The organism is Brackiella oedipodis DSM 13743 (assembly GCF_000621025.1).
Classification (GTDB): domain Bacteria; phylum Pseudomonadota; class Gammaproteobacteria; order Burkholderiales; family Burkholderiaceae_B; genus Oligella; species Oligella oedipodis.
Map to the genome: position 1 here is coordinate 73,546 of NZ_JHZJ01000011.1, position 14,471 is coordinate 88,016.

Annotated in this window: 20 protein-coding genes; 8 read left to right on the forward strand and 12 right to left on the reverse strand. The window is 46.6% G+C overall.

All coding sequences use genetic code 11. The features are described 5' to 3' along the window. The 5 genes from argB to Q335_RS10100 form a co-directional block, all read right to left on the reverse strand. Entirely contained in the window at positions 1 to 912 is a 912-nt protein-coding gene (gene argB / locus Q335_RS0102720; protein WP_028357319.1) for an acetylglutamate kinase, read from the reverse strand. A gap of 31 nt (positions 913 to 943) precedes the next feature. Next, complete coding sequence (locus Q335_RS0102725; RefSeq protein WP_028357320.1) at positions 944 to 1,432, reverse strand: TlpA family protein disulfide reductase; 489 nt, start codon at positions 1,430 to 1,432, stop codon at positions 944 to 946. A gap of 44 nt (positions 1,433 to 1,476) precedes the next feature. Further along, the gene (locus tag Q335_RS09030) at positions 1,477 to 2,178 is read right to left on the reverse strand and encodes a BON domain-containing protein (RefSeq protein WP_028357321.1); all 702 of its coding nucleotides are present in this window, start codon (positions 2,176 to 2,178) and stop codon (positions 1,477 to 1,479) included. 2 nt (positions 2,179 to 2,180) lie between these two features. Continuing rightward, positions 2,181 to 2,771, reverse strand: a complete 591-nt coding sequence (locus Q335_RS0102735; RefSeq protein ID WP_028357322.1) for a phosphoheptose isomerase — start codon at positions 2,769 to 2,771, stop codon at positions 2,181 to 2,183. 115 nt (positions 2,772 to 2,886) lie between these two features. After that, positions 2,887 to 3,387, reverse strand: a complete 501-nt coding sequence (locus tag Q335_RS10100; RefSeq protein ID WP_038369282.1) for a YraN family protein — start codon at positions 3,385 to 3,387, stop codon at positions 2,887 to 2,889. 96 nt (positions 3,388 to 3,483) lie between these two features. Here Q335_RS10100 and rsmI point away from each other — a divergent pair, with 96 nt between their 5' ends. Beyond that, entirely contained in the window at positions 3,484 to 4,365 is an 882-nt protein-coding gene (rsmI, locus tag Q335_RS0102745; protein WP_245588265.1) for a 16S rRNA (cytidine(1402)-2'-O)-methyltransferase, read from the forward strand. A 129-nt stretch (positions 4,366 to 4,494) separates the two neighbouring features. Here the strand turns inward: rsmI and Q335_RS10460 are convergent, their stop codons facing one another. The 5 genes from Q335_RS10460 to hpf all read right to left on the reverse strand — a co-directional run bounded on the left by Q335_RS10460 (position 4,495) and on the right by hpf (position 8,274). After that, on the reverse strand, positions 4,495 to 5,433 hold the full coding sequence (locus Q335_RS10460) for a septal ring lytic transglycosylase RlpA family protein (RefSeq protein ID WP_245588266.1): 939 nt from the start codon (positions 5,431 to 5,433) through the stop codon (positions 4,495 to 4,497). Between the two features lie 142 nt (positions 5,434 to 5,575). Beyond that, positions 5,576 to 6,439, reverse strand: a complete 864-nt coding sequence (rapZ, locus tag Q335_RS0102755) for an RNase adapter RapZ (RefSeq protein WP_028357326.1) — start codon at positions 6,437 to 6,439, stop codon at positions 5,576 to 5,578. Beyond that, the gene (gene hprK, locus Q335_RS0102760; RefSeq protein WP_028357327.1) at positions 6,439 to 7,377 is read right to left on the reverse strand and encodes an HPr(Ser) kinase/phosphatase; all 939 of its coding nucleotides are present in this window, start codon (positions 7,375 to 7,377) and stop codon (positions 6,439 to 6,441) included. Before hprK ends, rapZ begins: the two co-directional genes overlap by 1 nt. Positions 7,378 to 7,386: 9 nt before the next feature. Beyond that, complete coding sequence (locus tag Q335_RS0102765; protein ID WP_028357328.1) at positions 7,387 to 7,839, reverse strand: PTS sugar transporter subunit IIA; 453 nt, start codon at positions 7,837 to 7,839, stop codon at positions 7,387 to 7,389. A gap of 114 nt (positions 7,840 to 7,953) precedes the next feature. Then, positions 7,954 to 8,274, reverse strand: coding sequence for a ribosome hibernation-promoting factor, HPF/YfiA family (hpf, locus tag Q335_RS0102770; protein WP_028357329.1), 321 nt, complete (start codon positions 8,272 to 8,274; stop codon positions 7,954 to 7,956). Between the two features lie 550 nt (positions 8,275 to 8,824). Here hpf and Q335_RS10375 point away from each other — a divergent pair. Then, positions 8,825 to 9,148 (forward strand): response regulator transcription factor, encoded by a 324-nt coding sequence (locus Q335_RS10375; RefSeq protein ID WP_245588267.1) that lies wholly within the window; start codon positions 8,825 to 8,827, stop codon positions 9,146 to 9,148. Positions 9,149 to 9,156: 8 nt separating this feature from the next. Beyond that, positions 9,157 to 9,396 carry a LuxR C-terminal-related transcriptional regulator gene (locus Q335_RS09040; protein WP_038369284.1) on the forward strand — a complete coding sequence of 80 codons (240 nt, stop codon included), beginning with the start codon at positions 9,157 to 9,159 and terminating at the stop codon, positions 9,394 to 9,396. Positions 9,397 to 9,433: 37 nt separating this feature from the next. On the opposite strand, the gene ampD is transcribed toward Q335_RS09040, so the two are convergent. Together ampD and Q335_RS0102790 are read right to left on the reverse strand one after the other, a co-directional pair. Continuing rightward, positions 9,434 to 10,015, reverse strand: coding sequence for a 1,6-anhydro-N-acetylmuramyl-L-alanine amidase AmpD (gene ampD, locus Q335_RS0102785; protein ID WP_028357330.1), 582 nt, complete (start codon positions 10,013 to 10,015; stop codon positions 9,434 to 9,436). Beyond that, positions 10,012 to 10,854, reverse strand: a complete 843-nt coding sequence (locus Q335_RS0102790; protein ID WP_028357331.1) for a cytochrome C assembly family protein — start codon at positions 10,852 to 10,854, stop codon at positions 10,012 to 10,014. Before Q335_RS0102790 ends, ampD begins: the two co-directional genes overlap by 4 nt. An 85-nt stretch (positions 10,855 to 10,939) precedes the next feature. Here Q335_RS0102790 and ffh point away from each other — a divergent pair, with 85 nt between their 5' ends. The 5 genes from ffh (at position 10,940) to rpsN (ending at position 14,469) form a co-directional block, all read left to right on the forward strand. After that, positions 10,940 to 12,358 (forward strand): signal recognition particle protein, encoded by a 1,419-nt coding sequence (gene ffh, locus Q335_RS0102795; RefSeq protein WP_028357332.1) that lies wholly within the window; start codon positions 10,940 to 10,942, stop codon positions 12,356 to 12,358. A gap of 546 nt (positions 12,359 to 12,904) precedes the next feature. After that, entirely contained in the window at positions 12,905 to 13,273 is a 369-nt protein-coding gene (gene rplN, locus Q335_RS0102800) for a 50S ribosomal protein L14 (protein ID WP_028357333.1), read from the forward strand. Between the two features lie 8 nt (positions 13,274 to 13,281). Next, on the forward strand, positions 13,282 to 13,602 hold the full coding sequence (gene rplX, locus Q335_RS0102805; RefSeq protein WP_028357334.1) for a 50S ribosomal protein L24: 321 nt from the start codon (positions 13,282 to 13,284) through the stop codon (positions 13,600 to 13,602). 12 nt (positions 13,603 to 13,614) lie between these two features. After that, a complete protein-coding gene (gene rplE / locus Q335_RS0102810; RefSeq protein WP_028357335.1) occupies positions 13,615 to 14,154 on the forward strand; it encodes a 50S ribosomal protein L5 in 540 nt (179 codons plus the stop codon). Positions 14,155 to 14,163: 9 nt separating this feature from the next. After that, positions 14,164 to 14,469, forward strand: coding sequence for a 30S ribosomal protein S14 (rpsN, locus tag Q335_RS0102815; RefSeq protein ID WP_028357336.1), 306 nt, complete (start codon positions 14,164 to 14,166; stop codon positions 14,467 to 14,469). Positions 14,470 to 14,471: the final 2 nt, after the last annotated feature.

Here is a 14,471-nt window from a genome sequence, read left to right on the forward strand (position 1 = left end):
TTAAACAGTGATCATAGTGCCGACCCCGTCATCACTCAACAGCTCAAGTAATAAGCAATGCGGCACTCGGCCATCGACGATGTGTACGGCACCTACGCCTTTTTGGGCCGCACCAAGGGCCGATTCGATTTTGGGGATCATGCCGCCAGAAATGGTCTGGTCGGCAATAAAGTCTTGAATACGTTGACTATCTAGATTGCGGATTAATTGTCCGGATTTATCGAGGACACCAGGGGTGTTAGTCATTAAGAGCAGTTTTTCGGCCTGTAAAACCGTCGCCATTTCGCCAGCGACAACATCTGCATTGATGTTATAGACCGAGTTATCTTCGGGATCAAAACCAATCGGTGAAACCACAGGAATAAATTGACTTTGTTGCAATACTTTGATGATGCTGGGATCGATCTTCGTGATGTTGCCCACATAGCCAATATCTAAGGGGTGGCTAGGCGCCTCTTGATTGGGCATGAGTTTTTTGTGAGCATGGATCATGGCACCGTCTTTGCCCGTCAGTCCTACGGCTTTGCCGCCAGCTTCGTTAATCATCATGACAATGTCTTGCTGGACTTGGCCTGCCAATACCCACTCGACCACTTCCATGGTGTCCATATCAGTGACGCGCATGCCTTGGATGAACGTACCCTCTTTGCCAAGGCGTTGGAGGGCTGAATTGATTTGTGGACCACCTCCATGGACAACAATAGGATTCATGCCAATAAGCTTGAGCATCACAATATCATAGGCAAAGCTGCGCTGTAACTGCTCATCAATCATGGCATTGCCGCCGTATTTGACCACAATGGTTTTGCCATGAAATTGCCGTATATAAGGCATGGATTCGGCAATGATATCGGCACGTAAGGCGGCACTAATAGGGTCGGTAGCGAGGGACGGTAGGGGTGCTTGACTCATAGCGTAAGGTACTTATAACACGGACGATGGACTAACTTTGTTGTAGCGTTTGTTGTAGTAAGGACTCAAATTCGGCATCATCGTAATCACCAATCAAGCGTTTCACAATATTGCCTTGGCGATCGAGCAGATAGGCGACGGGCGTATAACGGACATTATCAAAAGCCTTGGCAATGGAGCCGTCGTCGTGAACGACTGTAAAGGGCAGTTGATTTTTTTGGACATAGTTGTGGATCTTATCAGTTTGGTCGTAAGCCATGGCAACGGCCACTTGGTTATAGCCTTGGTCGTGATATTTATGATAGATCTTGACGAGCTGTGGCATTTTTTTGTTACAGGTGACGCAACTCGTTGCCCAGAATTCCACCAAGGTAACGTGGCCTTGGAGGTCTTTGGTCGTAAAGGTTTGACCATTAATGCTGGTGAACTGAGCCTGCGGTGCTGGTTCGCGGTTATGACAGGCACTGAGGCTCAGCCCTAGTAACGCGGTGATAAGTAAGAATTTGATGAGTTTGAACATCGTCCTGCTCCAGCGCACCCAGCGCGGGCTGGGTGTTTAAGTGTTTATTTGAGAGGATAGGTTTGAGTATAGCCACTGTCAGCCGCTTGTTGACTAGACTCATTGCTCGGCGTGGCTGGCGTCGTTTCACTGGTAGCGGTGGCGCTATTGCTAATAATGTCAAAAGCTTTGACGACTTGTTTGACACCGCTAATACGAGAAGCCGCTTGAGCCGCCAAATTGGCTTCGGTGGCATTGACTTGACCCATTAAATAGACTACGCCCTTAGACACCGTGAGGGCAATAGTGCGGCTTGGGACACCCTTAGTGGCAATCAGCTCAGTACGCACTTTGGAAGCAATCCATGAGTCATTACTGCGACTACCAAAGTCGGCCACAGGGCCCACTTTCAATTGATTAAGAACCTCTCGTACGTCTTTGCTCTTGCGCGCAATCTGACCGGCCTTGGTTTTGGAGGCTTCATCGAGGATCTCGCCCGTCAGTAGAACCCGCTGATTAAAGGTTAGGGCATTGACTCGAGTCGTATTAGATGGGAAAGCAGAACCGACCTCGTGCTCAACGCGTATGGAGATGGATTTATCAGTGAGCTGCATGCCAGAACTACGGCGGTCAGTCGCGACGGTGGCACCTGCGGCCGCAGCACCGCCCACAAATAAGGGTACACAAGCGGTATTGGTCAGACAAAGCGAAGCCAACAGTAGCGCCAAAGGTAAACGCTGAGGTAGTAAAGAAGAACTTGGTTTCATGCTTAAGAATCCCCAAAAATCGACGCGTCGAGTAGATCGCAAATAATATGTAAGAACAAGATGTGCATTTCTTGGATGCGCATGGTGCGTTGATCCGGTATGCATAAATGCACATCATCATTTTGCAACAGGGTGCCGATCTGACCACCATCACGGCCAGTTAACGCAATGACATGCATATCGGCGGCGTGCGCCGCCTCGATAGCTTGTATCACATTTTCTGAATTACCACTGGTCGAAAGAGCCACCAATAAGTCGCCGGCTTGACCGAGGGCCTGCACTTGGCGACTAAAGATCTGATCAAAGCCGTAATCATTGCCCACTGCCGTCAAAATGGAAGTATCTGTGGTGAGGGCGACGCCAGGAAGCGCAAAGCGTTCGTTCTCAAAGCGACCCACTAGTTCCGCAATAAAATGTTGGGCATCGGCCGCTGAGCCACCATTACCGCAAGCTAAGACCTTGCGATTATTGGCAATGACGCTGGTCAATAAAGAGCCGGCCGTCGCTAGAGGCTGAGCCAGCAACTCAAGGGTGCGGGTGGCCACGGCAATGTGGTCTTCAAAATGGGTTTGAATTCTTTGCTGACTATCCATGAAATCAAAGACTATAAAGGCAAGTTTAAAAGACTTATTTTAACTTATTTAAGATCATGCTTATAGTTAAATGAATGCCGATTGAGCGCCGACGAAAGACAGGGCGAGTGCGACACTAGACAAAAGCGCTTTTGATCCACTGTGGCGGTTCTTGACCTTCAAAAAGCACCACATCAAAGCGACAAGCAGGTAGCTGATCAGCAAAATAATGATGCGTACAAAAATCTAACCAAAGTGCCGCCGTTTGTCGTAGACGCTGCTGCTTAGCCGCATTGATGCTGGCGCCCGCACCGCCGTAACGCGCATGCTGCCTGGCTCTCACTTCGACCCACACTAAAATGGACTGATCGCGCATGACCAGATCGATTTCGCCAAAAGGAGATTTAAGATTGCGACAGAGCAGGTGCAAACCACGCTGCTGCAAAAATTCCAAAGCCGCTTCTTCGTAGGCTAAGCCTTGCTGTTGGGAGGGCGAGAGTTTAGTCTCTCGCGGCGCGGTTTGTGGGCAAAGCGTAGCCGCTTGGGTGAGGCGTTGCTGGCGACGCTTGAGCAGCTGCTGGCGACTAAGACGGAAAACTAGCTGCTGCAAGCTGTCGTCGGGTGGCAGTTCTGGCATGACAGTTCCGGCAGCTTAAGGGATAATAATAAAGCATAGCAACTACCTTTCTAGAGAATGATGATGAGCGGACAAAAATATCCCGCGGGCCTGAGCATGGATGAGCTAGCACAGCAACACTGGCCCGAAGCCACCTTATATGTAGTGGCGACGCCTATTGGTAATATGGCTGATTTGAGCCAACGCGCGTTGTACGCCTTGCAAATCGCGGATCAAATTGCTTGTGAAGACACCCGTAGCAGTCGCGGTTTATTAGCCAATTATGGTATCTCTAAACCCTTAATCGCGGCGCATCGTCATAATGAAAGCAAAGTCGCCGAGACTATCTTAATGGCACTCAGACGCGGTCAACGCTTGGCTTTAATTTCCGATGCAGGCACACCCGCCGTGAGTGATCCTGGTGCGCATATTGTGGAATTAGTGCACAAGACTGGCTTTAGGGTGGTGCCGATACCAGGTGCCTCGGCGGTGACTACGCTATTGATGGCCAGTGGCCTTACCTCCGACAAAAATCCAGCGTTTGCCTTTGCGGGCTTTGCGCCACACAGGGTCAAAGCTCGCCAGGCTTGGTTAGCGCAATGGGTCAAGCTACCGGCCACCGTGGTCATGTATGAAACACCGCACAGAATACAGGCCTTTGCCCGAGATCTCAGACAATTAGTGGCACCACAAAGACGTATTGCGGTGGGGCGAGAGCTGACTAAACGTTTTGAAGAAATCGCGGTGATGACTGTCTCGGATTTGGAAATGTGGCTATTAGAAGAAACAAATCGACTCAAGGGTGAATTTGCATTAGCGCTAGAAGCCCCCGCCGAGACCACTGATCAGGGCCTTGAGACCAAGGTGCAGGGGCTTTTAGAGGCCTTATTGCAACAGCAATTATCGGTGCGCGATAGTGTGGCCATTGTTTGTAATAGCTTTGATGTTAGTCGTGATATGGTTTATGAAGCGGCTTTAGCTCTCAAACAAAATATGTAAGATTAGTCAACCTTACTCGCACTCATACTAAGGGCACCTCAGTTCAAGTCCACAAAAAAAGCAGCCGAGGCTGCTTTTTTTGTATTCTTGCTGAGGCTGTGCGCATCACAGAAGATGCCCTGTCGCGACTTAAAGAATCGGTTTGCCTTTGTTCAGTAATTCGATTTTGACTTTGGCTTTACCCGATTTAATCATACCAAGCTTCTTAGCGGCCGCGTAAGATAAGTCCAAGACACGATTATCATGGAAGGGGCCTCTATCGGTCACTCGGACGACCACGCTTTTGCCAGTACCGACATGGGAGACGCGAATCAAGCTGTTGAGCGGTAATTCACGGTGAGCGGCCGTGAGTTCGTTAGCACTGAATTTCTCGCCATTGGCAGCCTTACGACCATGAAAACCAGGACCATACCAAGAGGCTGTGCCAGTTTGCGTAAATTGCTTGATTTCAGCAAAAGGCACATAGCGTTTGCCATTGACGACATAGGCTTTGCCTTTTTTGAATTGGCTTGGTGCGGCTTTTAGGCCCGCTTTACCACTACTGGCTGATAGTTTGTTAGCGGTGCTGCTATCACCAGTTGAGCTCAGGGTGACCACATCTTCGGGACTAAAGTCATCGCTTTCGTCTTGATCATCTAGGCTCGCGAGATGAAAGAATTTCGCTTGCTCTAATTCACTTTCAGGGAAAATACCATTGGTGGTCAGACGATAATGCTGAACCTTATTATCTGCAGTTTGATGTTGCAATTCAGTATTGGCAGGCAATAACTGTGTTGCTGCCAATGGTTGTGACGCAGCGCTGCTGGCGCTAGTAGAGGAGGCGCTAGCAGTAGTCACGGCCGCCGTTGCAGTAGGGGTGGGAGCGGCAATCGCTGTTGTAGGCGCTGTAGTTGCTGGATCAGCAGTCATGGTGGGGACTGTGTTGGCCACTACAGGGGCTGTATGACTTTGTAAATTATAATTAAGTTCCGGTTTGGCGCTTAAGGCTTGAGCCTGAGCAGAATACCCAGTTACCATTAAGGCAGAGACACCAATACAGCCACAAAATAGTTTTTTTAGAGTTAACATATGCTGAAAATATAGTTAAGACAACTATTTCTAGTGTAATGAGGGTCTACCAATATACCAGATTTTTGCACCTCTTAGCCATAATTGCCGTTAATAAATAGCAGTTATGGCTTTTTTTGTTGTTTTTGTGCCATGGCATCGACTAGAGATTCAAGGCACGGTGTCGAATCCGCAAGGGTTTGTGATCACTTAAGCGCTGGGCTAATTGTTCGGTTACATAGACGGAACGGTGTTGACCACCGGTACAGCCAATCGCAACAGTGAGATAGCTACGCGTGTCTTGCATATAAACAGGAAGCCATTTTTTGATGAAGTGCTCGATGTCGGTAATTAGCTCTTCTACATGATTTTGTTGTTGTAACCAGTCACCGATGGCTTGATCGCACCCAGTCAGGGGCCGTAAGTCACTGACATAATGAGGATTCGGTAAGCAGCGCACATCAAAAACAAGGTCAGCACTACTGGGTACGCCTTTTTTGAAGGCAAAGGATTCTAAGGTAAGCAAGAGGCTGCCTCTTTCGGCCTGAACTACATCCTTGACCCAGCTACGTAGTTTGATAGGGCTAAGGTTGGAGGTATCGATGACATGGCCCATTTGTCGCAAATAACCCATTAAATTGCGCTCATAGGCAATGCATTCTTCGAGAGAGGGCGAGGTCCCCAGTTGATGCTCAAGACGTTGGGTTAAAGGATGGCGACGGCGTGATTCTGAGTAACGATGGAAAAGCGTTTGGTCATTGGCTTCCAGGAAAAGAATCTCTAAAGCCACCCCCATGTTTTGGACGTTTTCGATGACGCTGCCTAATTTGGCGATATCGCCATGTGAGCGAGCATCAATCGCCACGGCGACTTTTTCGAGGTTTTCATCCTGAATCGAAACAATGAACTCGCTGAGCAAGCGCAGCGGTAGGTTATCGACGCAGTTGTAACCTAAGTCTTCTAACTGTTTGAGGGCAACAGATTTGCCCGATCCAGAAATCCCGGTAATAAGTACAATAGGTGCCATTACTGTTGACCTTGATCGAGTTGATTTTGTTTCATGGCGGCGCTTTGGCGTTGCATAAATTCGCCAAGTGTGTCGATACCGCGCAATTGCAAGATGGTGTTACGTACCGCTGCCTCGACCAAAACCGCCAGGTTACGACCGGCCGCGACAGGAATCATGACATAACGTATAGGCAAACCCAAGACTTCCTGGGTTTGAGCCTGCATAGGTAGACGCTCGTATTCATTATGATCCGCCTGCACTAAATTGACGATGAGTTTGAGGCTCATTTTGCGACGGACAGAGGTCTCGCCAAAGATGGTGCAGATATCGAGTAAACCAATACCACGGACCTCGAGGAGATTACGCAGCAGCGGTGGACAATGCCCTACGATAAGGGTGGGCGCGACTCTAGAAAACTGCACAGCATCATCGGCGACCAAGCCATGGCCGCGAGAGATCAATTCCAGTGCTAGCTCACTCTTGCCTAGACCCGACTTGCCAGTAATCAATACACCGACGCCAAGGACATCCATAAAAACGCCATGGACAGTGGTTTGTGGTGCATAGTGACGACCTAAGTACTCACGTAAAACATCAATCACATGAGCCGCATTCGAATTGGATGACAATAAAGGCAAGTCGTAACGATTACAGAAGTCAATCAGATCTGCTGGAACTTCGAGCTCATCAGCCACGATTAAACAGGGGGCGCCGCCATTACAGAGTTCAAGCAGAATACGTTCGCGCAGATTGGCCGATTTTTTGTTGTAAAAAACGATTTCTTCTTTGCCAAAAATTTGAATCCGAGAAGGATGGATCATATTAAGATGACCCACTAAATCCGAGCCTGAAGTATTCGCTCCGATGAATTTGCGATTGACGCCATTTTGGCCGGCAATCCACACTAAACGTGCGGTGTTTTGGTTAGCGGCGATAATGTCAGCAATCGATAGCATGGGCGGCTCTTAGGGCTGGGTGGTGAGCAATTCAAAAATACGCTGCGGTTCTTTTTCTTCGCGTAATTGCTTGCGGATTTCTTCGTTGGAGAGCACATGCGCTAAGTGCGCCAGAATCTCCAAATGCTCTTGGGTGGCATTTTCGGGAACCAGTAAGATCATCAATAAATTGACATTTTGGTTGTCGGGCGCATCGAAAGGAATGGCGTTTTCGAGACGCATAAAAGCGGCTAAAGGGCGTTCTAAGCTTTGAATACGGCCATGAGGAATTGCCACACCATGACCAAGCGCAGTGGAACCTAAGCGCTCGCGCGAAAATAAGCTATCTGAAATGACACTACGGGAAATACCTTCATTATTTTCGAATAGTAGTGCAACTTGTTCAAAGGCACGCTTCTTACTGGTTACATTTTGGTCAAGCAAAATATTGCTGACCGTTAATATATTGGATAGTTGATTCATAAAATAACTAAGAGGGATTTAGAGCAATAAACGTGGTGCAGTTTCAAGTAAAAACCCAGCGCTTAAAGCTGGGTTATGTAACAAAATAATTATCCTGAGATCATTATAGGAGATTTATGCTGCATGCACACGCTTGGTGCCCTGCTGCAGGGATTCTTTTTGTTTGGATTTATGTTTGCTGACCAAACGATCGAGTTTCTCGGAGAGGGCATCGATGGCTGTGTACAGATTATGGTCAGAGGCCTCGCAAAATAATTCTTTGCCTGGGATACGAACTGCAATTTCGGCTTGGTGATTATTGCGTTCAAGACTATAAATGCAGTGCGCTTCGGTGATATTGTCTAGGCGCTTAAGGACGCGTTGGAGTTTGTTTTCGGTGAACTCGCGAATAGCGGGAGTAACGTCTAGATGATGACCTGTAATTTTTAGATTCATAACGACTCCTTTATAGGTAAAGAACAAAGCGGAATGCCTTGTGACCGAGACTAACCGTAACTCATAGATAAATATTCTACGGTTAGACCCTGAATTCACTTTAGCATAAAGAAAAGCGTTTGCAAATAAAGAAGGCCTGAGGGCTAAAACCGACTCAAATTCGCACCAAAAGGGAGCCCTAGCGGCTATACATATCTCTTTTTGTGTAAAATTAGCAACAAATTGTTACGAACTACGTATTTTAACGTATGCACTTTTTGTCATAGCAAGAATTAAATAAAAAGCGGCTTTTAAAGTCGATAGCCGTGTTTGTGCGCCTAAAAAGTGCGACAAAAAACTCTCAATTTTATTTATGGATGGAGGCTTTCTGGTTTTTTACTAGTGTTTACCACGACTAACAATAAGGACTCAGCCGATATCTAGATAAAAACATCCACTTTACAAAAGAGCGTGAGTTTTTAACAATTGAAACTTCTTATCAATAATAAAATTTTAGGCGTTTTAGGCGCTGAACTATCACTAATTTTTATTAGTTAGGACAAGGGGAGTTATGAAAAGGTCTGTTGAAGCGTTAGGCATGGGATTAGCGTTTGTCACCATTCCTGATGAGTCAGATACGACACATCCAAAAACGGCACAGGAAGATCAGGCGTATACGCCCGATACCATCGAGCATATGATTCGGCAGCATCCGATGCTCACCAAACGCGAAAAACAAATTTGTTATTTAATTCTGCAAGGCATCCAAAACAAGGAAATCGCTTTTTTACTAAAAATATCCGAGCGCACTGTGGGTACCCATAGAGCCAATATTTATAGGAAATTTGACGTCAAAAATGCCGTGGAATTATTTCACTACCATTTTTTTGAATAGGGGGAATTATGTTAGCGAAATTAGAATCAGAAAAGCTGAGTCGTTTAACATCGAGAGAGAAGGAAGTTTTTGCTCTTATTTCTAAGGGGTTAACCAATAAGCTCTCGGCTGAATTATTGGGCATTTCCAAGCGCACGGTAGAAATTCATCGCGCCAATATCCTCAAAAAATATCAGGCCCGTAATGTTGTGCAGCTCAATCACATGCTGACGTTATTGGATCAGGATGATTATCAGGCCAGCGCTTAGGCGGCTAAAAGTGATGATAGTTTGAGGATCGTCATATTTAAAAAGCGGGGGCTTGACGTCTTGACCAGGCCGCTAACTGACAATAGTGAGCCCAATCAAAAAATGGGCCTGGATCGGTCTTGCGAACAGGGGCGATGTGCTCATGACCGCGCACAGCGCGTAAGGGATATCGCACTTTTAGGATCGCGGTGAGTGCTGCCGCTTGTTGATATTGCACCGGCGTAAAGGCTTCGAAATCGCAGCCTTCGAGCTCAATACCAATCGAGTAGGGGTTACAAGGACCCATACCCTCAAAGTCAGAGGCGCCGGCATGCCAGGCCGCTTGCTCGGTGCTAACAAACTGCACAATTAAGCCCTCACGACGAATCAGAAAATGGCTCGAGACGCGTAGCTGCGCAATGCCTGCAAAATAAGGATGTTGCTCAGGATTGAGGCAATTACAAAACAATTGCTCGATATAGGGACCGCCATATTGGTAGGGCGGCAGACTAATATTGTGCAGTACCAGCAAACACGGGGCTAAGTGGGTTGGCCGCGCTGCATAATTTGGGGATAAACAGTGTTGTACTTGTGGATGGTCTTTTAGGAAACCGTGGCGATCGAGTTGAAGCTGACTCATGACAATAGAACCTCAAGCACAAAGCGGGTGCCGGTATAAGCCAGCATAATCAGTACAAAACCCGTAAGCGTCCAACCTAGGGCTAAACGACCACGCCAGCCCCAGACCGCACGGCCAAACAATAAAAAGGCAAATACGGCCCAAGCAATAATCGTAAAAAACGTCTTGTGATCGAATGGCAAGAGCGTACCATCGCTGTGATAAGAGACCCACATACCCGTTAGAATCGCTAGCGTCAGCAATATAAAGCCCGTCCAAATGAGGCGGAATAACAAATGCTCTTGTGTGAGTAAAGGCGGTTGTGCATCAATCAAGCGCGATATAAACGCCTTGTGTTTGGCGAAGTTTTGGGGCTTATGTAAGTGCCGATCGAGTAAGGCCGTGCAAATTGCCTGGATCGTTGCTAATGCAATCAAACTATATGCAAATAAAGATATAATCAGATGCACGCGAAAGATCTCGTTTTTGATGACGATGGTCGCGCTATGATGCGAAACAGGAAATAGCGCTGCGACGATACAGACGATAGTCGCGGGGACGCTCAGTGGTAAAATCTGCGCATCTAGTCTATGAAAATTACCTTCTAGCCAAAATACGATCAAGCCTAACCACATCGTAAATGACAGGCTCAAACTCCAACTAATATGCAAGTGGTGTTGACTAATGAGTCCACTATGTATTGCAAAACCATGCACAATAATGGTGAGGGCCAACGCCCAGTGGCGTAAGCGGTGCCATTTTTCAAAATCTTGATTGTGCGTGAGGGCATAGCCTATAGAGCAGCCAAGCAAAATATAAGCAAGCGCGGCTAAATAATGCAATCCTATATCGGTGGACATAATTGTAGGTACCTAATATTTCAGCAATTAAGCAACAATAATGTAGTATAACCTGTCTGTTAGACAGCAACCAGAGTGAAAATACATGTTTGATAATCTTACCAACCGTTTAAGCAAAGTCGTAAAAACACTGCGGGGCCAAGCGCGACTGACTGAGGCAAATACCCAAGAGATGTTGCGTGAAGTACGCATGGCCTTACTCGAGGCGGATGTGGCTCTGCCTGTGGTCAAAGAGTTTATTAGTCGCGTCAAAGAAAAGGCGATGGGCGAGGAAGTCGCCGCCAGCCTGAGTCCAGGGCAGGCGTTGGTAGGTTTGGTGCACAAGGAATTAACCGCTATTATGGGCGGCGATGACCCCGCCAGTCAGGCCACATTGTCACTGGCCACGCAACCGCCAGCGATTATCTTGATGGCTGGTTTACAAGGGGCGGGTAAAACGACCACCACGGCCAAGTTGGCTAAATTACTACACGAGGGTGAGCTTAGCCAAAACGGCAAAAAAATCGCCAAAAAGAAAGTCTTAGTGGTCTCTGTCGACGTTTATCGACCAGCGGCTATTGAGCAGCTCAAGACCGTGGCTGCTCAGGTCGGAGTTGACTTTTTCCCGTCAGAGGGTTCACAAAAACCGTCAGATATTGCAGCAGCGGCGGTGGATTTCGCTAAAAAGCATTATTACGATGTCTTAATCGTCGATACTGCAGGGCGTTTGGGCATTGATGACGCCATGATGCAAGAAATTAGCGCCTTGCATACGCAACTTAACCCTATTGAAACCTTGTTTGTAGTTGATGCCATGCAAGGTCAGGATGCGGTCAATGTCGCCAAAGCCTTCTCTGAAGTACTGCCACTGACAGGCGTGGTCATGACCAAACTGGATGGTGATTCACGTGGCGGGGCGGCCTTGTCGGTGCGTTTTGTTACGGGCAAACCATTGAAATTCATCGGTGTCTCAGAAAAACTCGATGGTCTCGAAGTCTTTCACCCAGAGCGTATGGCGCAACGCGTATTGGGCATGGGCGATATCGTATCGTTGGTCGAACAAGCGCAACGCAACATTGATATTAGCGAAGCCGAAAAATTCGCCAAAAAAGTCAAAAAGGGTGAGCGCTTTGATTTGAATGATTTCAAAAATCAACTGCAGCAAATCAAAAACATGGGAGATATGGGCTCCTTGGTCAAAAAACTACCGGGCCAACTGGGGCAGGCAATGGGTCAAGTAGACAGCGCCGAAGCCGAAAAACAGCTCAAACGCACCGAAGCTATTATCAACTCCATGACCATACAAGAGCGTAGTAAACCAGAGATTTTGAAGGCCTCCCGAAAGCAGCGCATCGCCAAAGGTGCTGGTGTGCAAGTGCAAGAGGTGAATAAGCTGCTCAAACAATTTGAACAGATGCAAGGCATGATGAAACTCATGAAGAAAGGCGGCATGGGCAAGATGATGCGCGCCATGGGGGGTATGCGCAATATGCGCAATATGATGGGGGGCGGACGCCGTCGCTAAATTACCCCGGCCTCAATTAAAACCCGCCACTTATGTGCAAGTGTCACAGTTTTTTGTTGCTATTTGCACATAAGTCTCGGAATTTAAATAAAAAATTGCTGTTAGCCTTGCTAAAAACGAAAAAATATCATATACTTATGAATTCCATAATTTCTATGGAACTACAAACCCAGACATCAAACCCACAATAGTTAGTGAATAGCTACTGAATAGCTAGTGCTATAGAGAAACTATAGTAAGCATTAAAAACTTATGGGCTAAGAAATTATAAAAGCAAAGTATAAAAGCTACCTTTAATAAGCGGTTATATAAGAGATTATATACATAAGAACTTACAAACAAGTTCTTAGGGCTAAGCCCTTAGGAGTAAGTTTTTAGGCTTATAAGCTATTGATTTTATAATTAATTTTTTAGCTCCTCTAACTATTACGGGACCAATACTGGTTATATCAAGAGTGCGTGCCTTCTCAGGGCGCGAATTCTTATTTAGGTTCATTCTCTATGATTAGAGAATGGTAATGTAACTAAGTTGGAACAGGAATAATCATGATCCAAATGCAAAGCACGCTTGACGTGGCTGATAACACGGGTGCACGTAGCATTATGTGCATTAAAGTGTTGGGCGGCTCCAAACGCCGTTATGCTGCTATCGGTGACATTATCAAAGTCACTGTCAAAGAAGCAGCGCCTCGCGGTCGCGTAAAAAAAGGCGAAGTATATAACGCAGTGGTAGTACGCACTGCAAAAGGTGTTCGTCGTAAAGACGGCTCGTTAGTCCGCTTTGGCGGAAATGCAGCGGTATTGCTAAATAACAAATTAGAACCCATCGGTACACGTATCTTTGGCCCTGTTACGCGCGAATTGCGTACAGAAAAATTTATGAAGATCGTTTCGTTGGCGCCAGAAGTCATCTAGGAGCAATAATGCAACATATTCGTAAAGGTGATGAAGTTATTGTCTTAGCGGGTCGCGATAAGACTCGCCGCGGTACCGTATTGGCACGTGTTGGTGCTGATAAAGTGCTTGTCGAAGGCATTAACGAAGTAAAAAAACACCAAAAACCAAATCCTATGACCAATGAGCCTGGTGGCATCATCAAAAAAGCTATGCCTATCCACATCTCTAATGTGGCTTTGTTCAACCCAGAAACGGGTAAGGCTGACAAAGTTTCATTCAAAGAGCAAGATGGTCATAAAGTTCGTGTTTACCGCTCCAACGGCAATGTCGTTGGCGTGAAATCGTAAGGGGCGAAAAATATGTCTCGTTTTCAAGAGCTATATAACAGCAAAATTGCCGACGATTTGAAAAAACAATTCAACTACACCAGTTCAATGGAAGTGCCTCGCATTACCAAGATCACTTTGAACATCGGTCTATCTGAAGCAGTATCCGACAAAAAAGTCATCGAACATGCAGTTGAAGATTTAAGTAAAATTTCAGGCCAAAAACCTGTCGTAACCAAAAGCCGTAAAGCAATCGCGGGCTTCAAAATCCGTGAAAACTATCCTATCGGTTGCATGGTGACACTACGTGGCCGTCGTATGTACGAGTTTTTAGATCGTCTTATCACTATCGCTTTACCACGTGTACGTGACTTCCGAGGTGTCTCTGGTCGTTCGTTCGATGGTCGCGGTAATTACAACATTGGCGTAAAAGAGCAAATCATTTTCCCAGAAATCGAATACGATAAAATTGATGCGCTACGTGGTATGAACATCAGTATTACCACCTCCGCCAAAACTGATGAAGAAGCGAAAGCCTTGCTAAAAGCATTCCACTTTCCATTTCGTAATTAAGGGGCGAACGTGGCTAAATTATCACTTATCAACCGCGATATCAAACGCGCTAAATTAGTCGAAAAATACTCAGCTAAGCGCGCTGAATTAGTAGCGGTCATTAAAGATACATCTAAATCAGACGAAGAGCGTTATGAAGCGCGTCTAAAATTACAACAACTACCACGCAATGCGAACCCAACCCGTTTGCGTAACCGTTGTCAAATTACTGGACGTCCTCGTGGCGTTTACCGTGAATTCGGTTTAACCCGTCACAAACTACGTGAAATGGCTTTGCGTGGTGAAGTGCCTGGTATGACTAAAGCTAGCTGGTAGGA

Coding starts and splice junctions, on each gene's coding strand:
- argB (WP_028357319.1), bottom strand. CDS start 912: ATGAGTCAAGCACCCCTACCGTCCCTCGCTACCGACCCTATTAGTGCC.
- Q335_RS0102725 (WP_028357320.1), bottom strand. CDS start 1,432: ATGTTCAAACTCATCAAATTCTTACTTATCACCGCGTTACTAGGGCTG.
- Q335_RS09030 (WP_028357321.1), bottom strand. CDS start 2,178: ATGAAACCAAGTTCTTCTTTACTACCTCAGCGTTTACCTTTGGCGCTA.
- Q335_RS0102735 (WP_028357322.1), bottom strand. CDS start 2,771: ATGGATAGTCAGCAAAGAATTCAAACCCATTTTGAAGACCACATTGCC.
- Q335_RS10100 (WP_038369282.1), bottom strand. CDS start 3,387: ATGCCAGAACTGCCACCCGACGACAGCTTGCAGCAGCTAGTTTTCCGT.
- rsmI (WP_245588265.1), top strand. CDS start 3,484: ATGGATGAGCTAGCACAGCAACACTGGCCCGAAGCCACCTTATATGTA.
- Q335_RS10460 (WP_245588266.1), bottom strand. CDS start 5,433: ATGTTAACTCTAAAAAAACTATTTTGTGGCTGTATTGGTGTCTCTGCC.
- rapZ (WP_028357326.1), bottom strand. CDS start 6,439: ATGGCACCTATTGTACTTATTACCGGGATTTCTGGATCGGGCAAATCT.
- hprK (WP_028357327.1), bottom strand. CDS start 7,377: ATGCTATCGATTGCTGACATTATCGCCGCTAACCAAAACACCGCACGT.
- Q335_RS0102765 (WP_028357328.1), bottom strand. CDS start 7,839: ATGAATCAACTATCCAATATATTAACGGTCAGCAATATTTTGCTTGAC.
- hpf (WP_028357329.1), bottom strand. CDS start 8,274: ATGAATCTAAAAATTACAGGTCATCATCTAGACGTTACTCCCGCTATT.
- Q335_RS10375 (WP_245588267.1), top strand. CDS start 8,825: ATGAAAAGGTCTGTTGAAGCGTTAGGCATGGGATTAGCGTTTGTCACC.
- Q335_RS09040 (WP_038369284.1), top strand. CDS start 9,157: ATGTTAGCGAAATTAGAATCAGAAAAGCTGAGTCGTTTAACATCGAGA.
- ampD (WP_028357330.1), bottom strand. CDS start 10,015: ATGAGTCAGCTTCAACTCGATCGCCACGGTTTCCTAAAAGACCATCCA.
- Q335_RS0102790 (WP_028357331.1), bottom strand. CDS start 10,854: ATGTCCACCGATATAGGATTGCATTATTTAGCCGCGCTTGCTTATATT.
- ffh (WP_028357332.1), top strand. CDS start 10,940: ATGTTTGATAATCTTACCAACCGTTTAAGCAAAGTCGTAAAAACACTG.
- rplN (WP_028357333.1), top strand. CDS start 12,905: ATGATCCAAATGCAAAGCACGCTTGACGTGGCTGATAACACGGGTGCA.
- rplX (WP_028357334.1), top strand. CDS start 13,282: ATGCAACATATTCGTAAAGGTGATGAAGTTATTGTCTTAGCGGGTCGC.
- rplE (WP_028357335.1), top strand. CDS start 13,615: ATGTCTCGTTTTCAAGAGCTATATAACAGCAAAATTGCCGACGATTTG.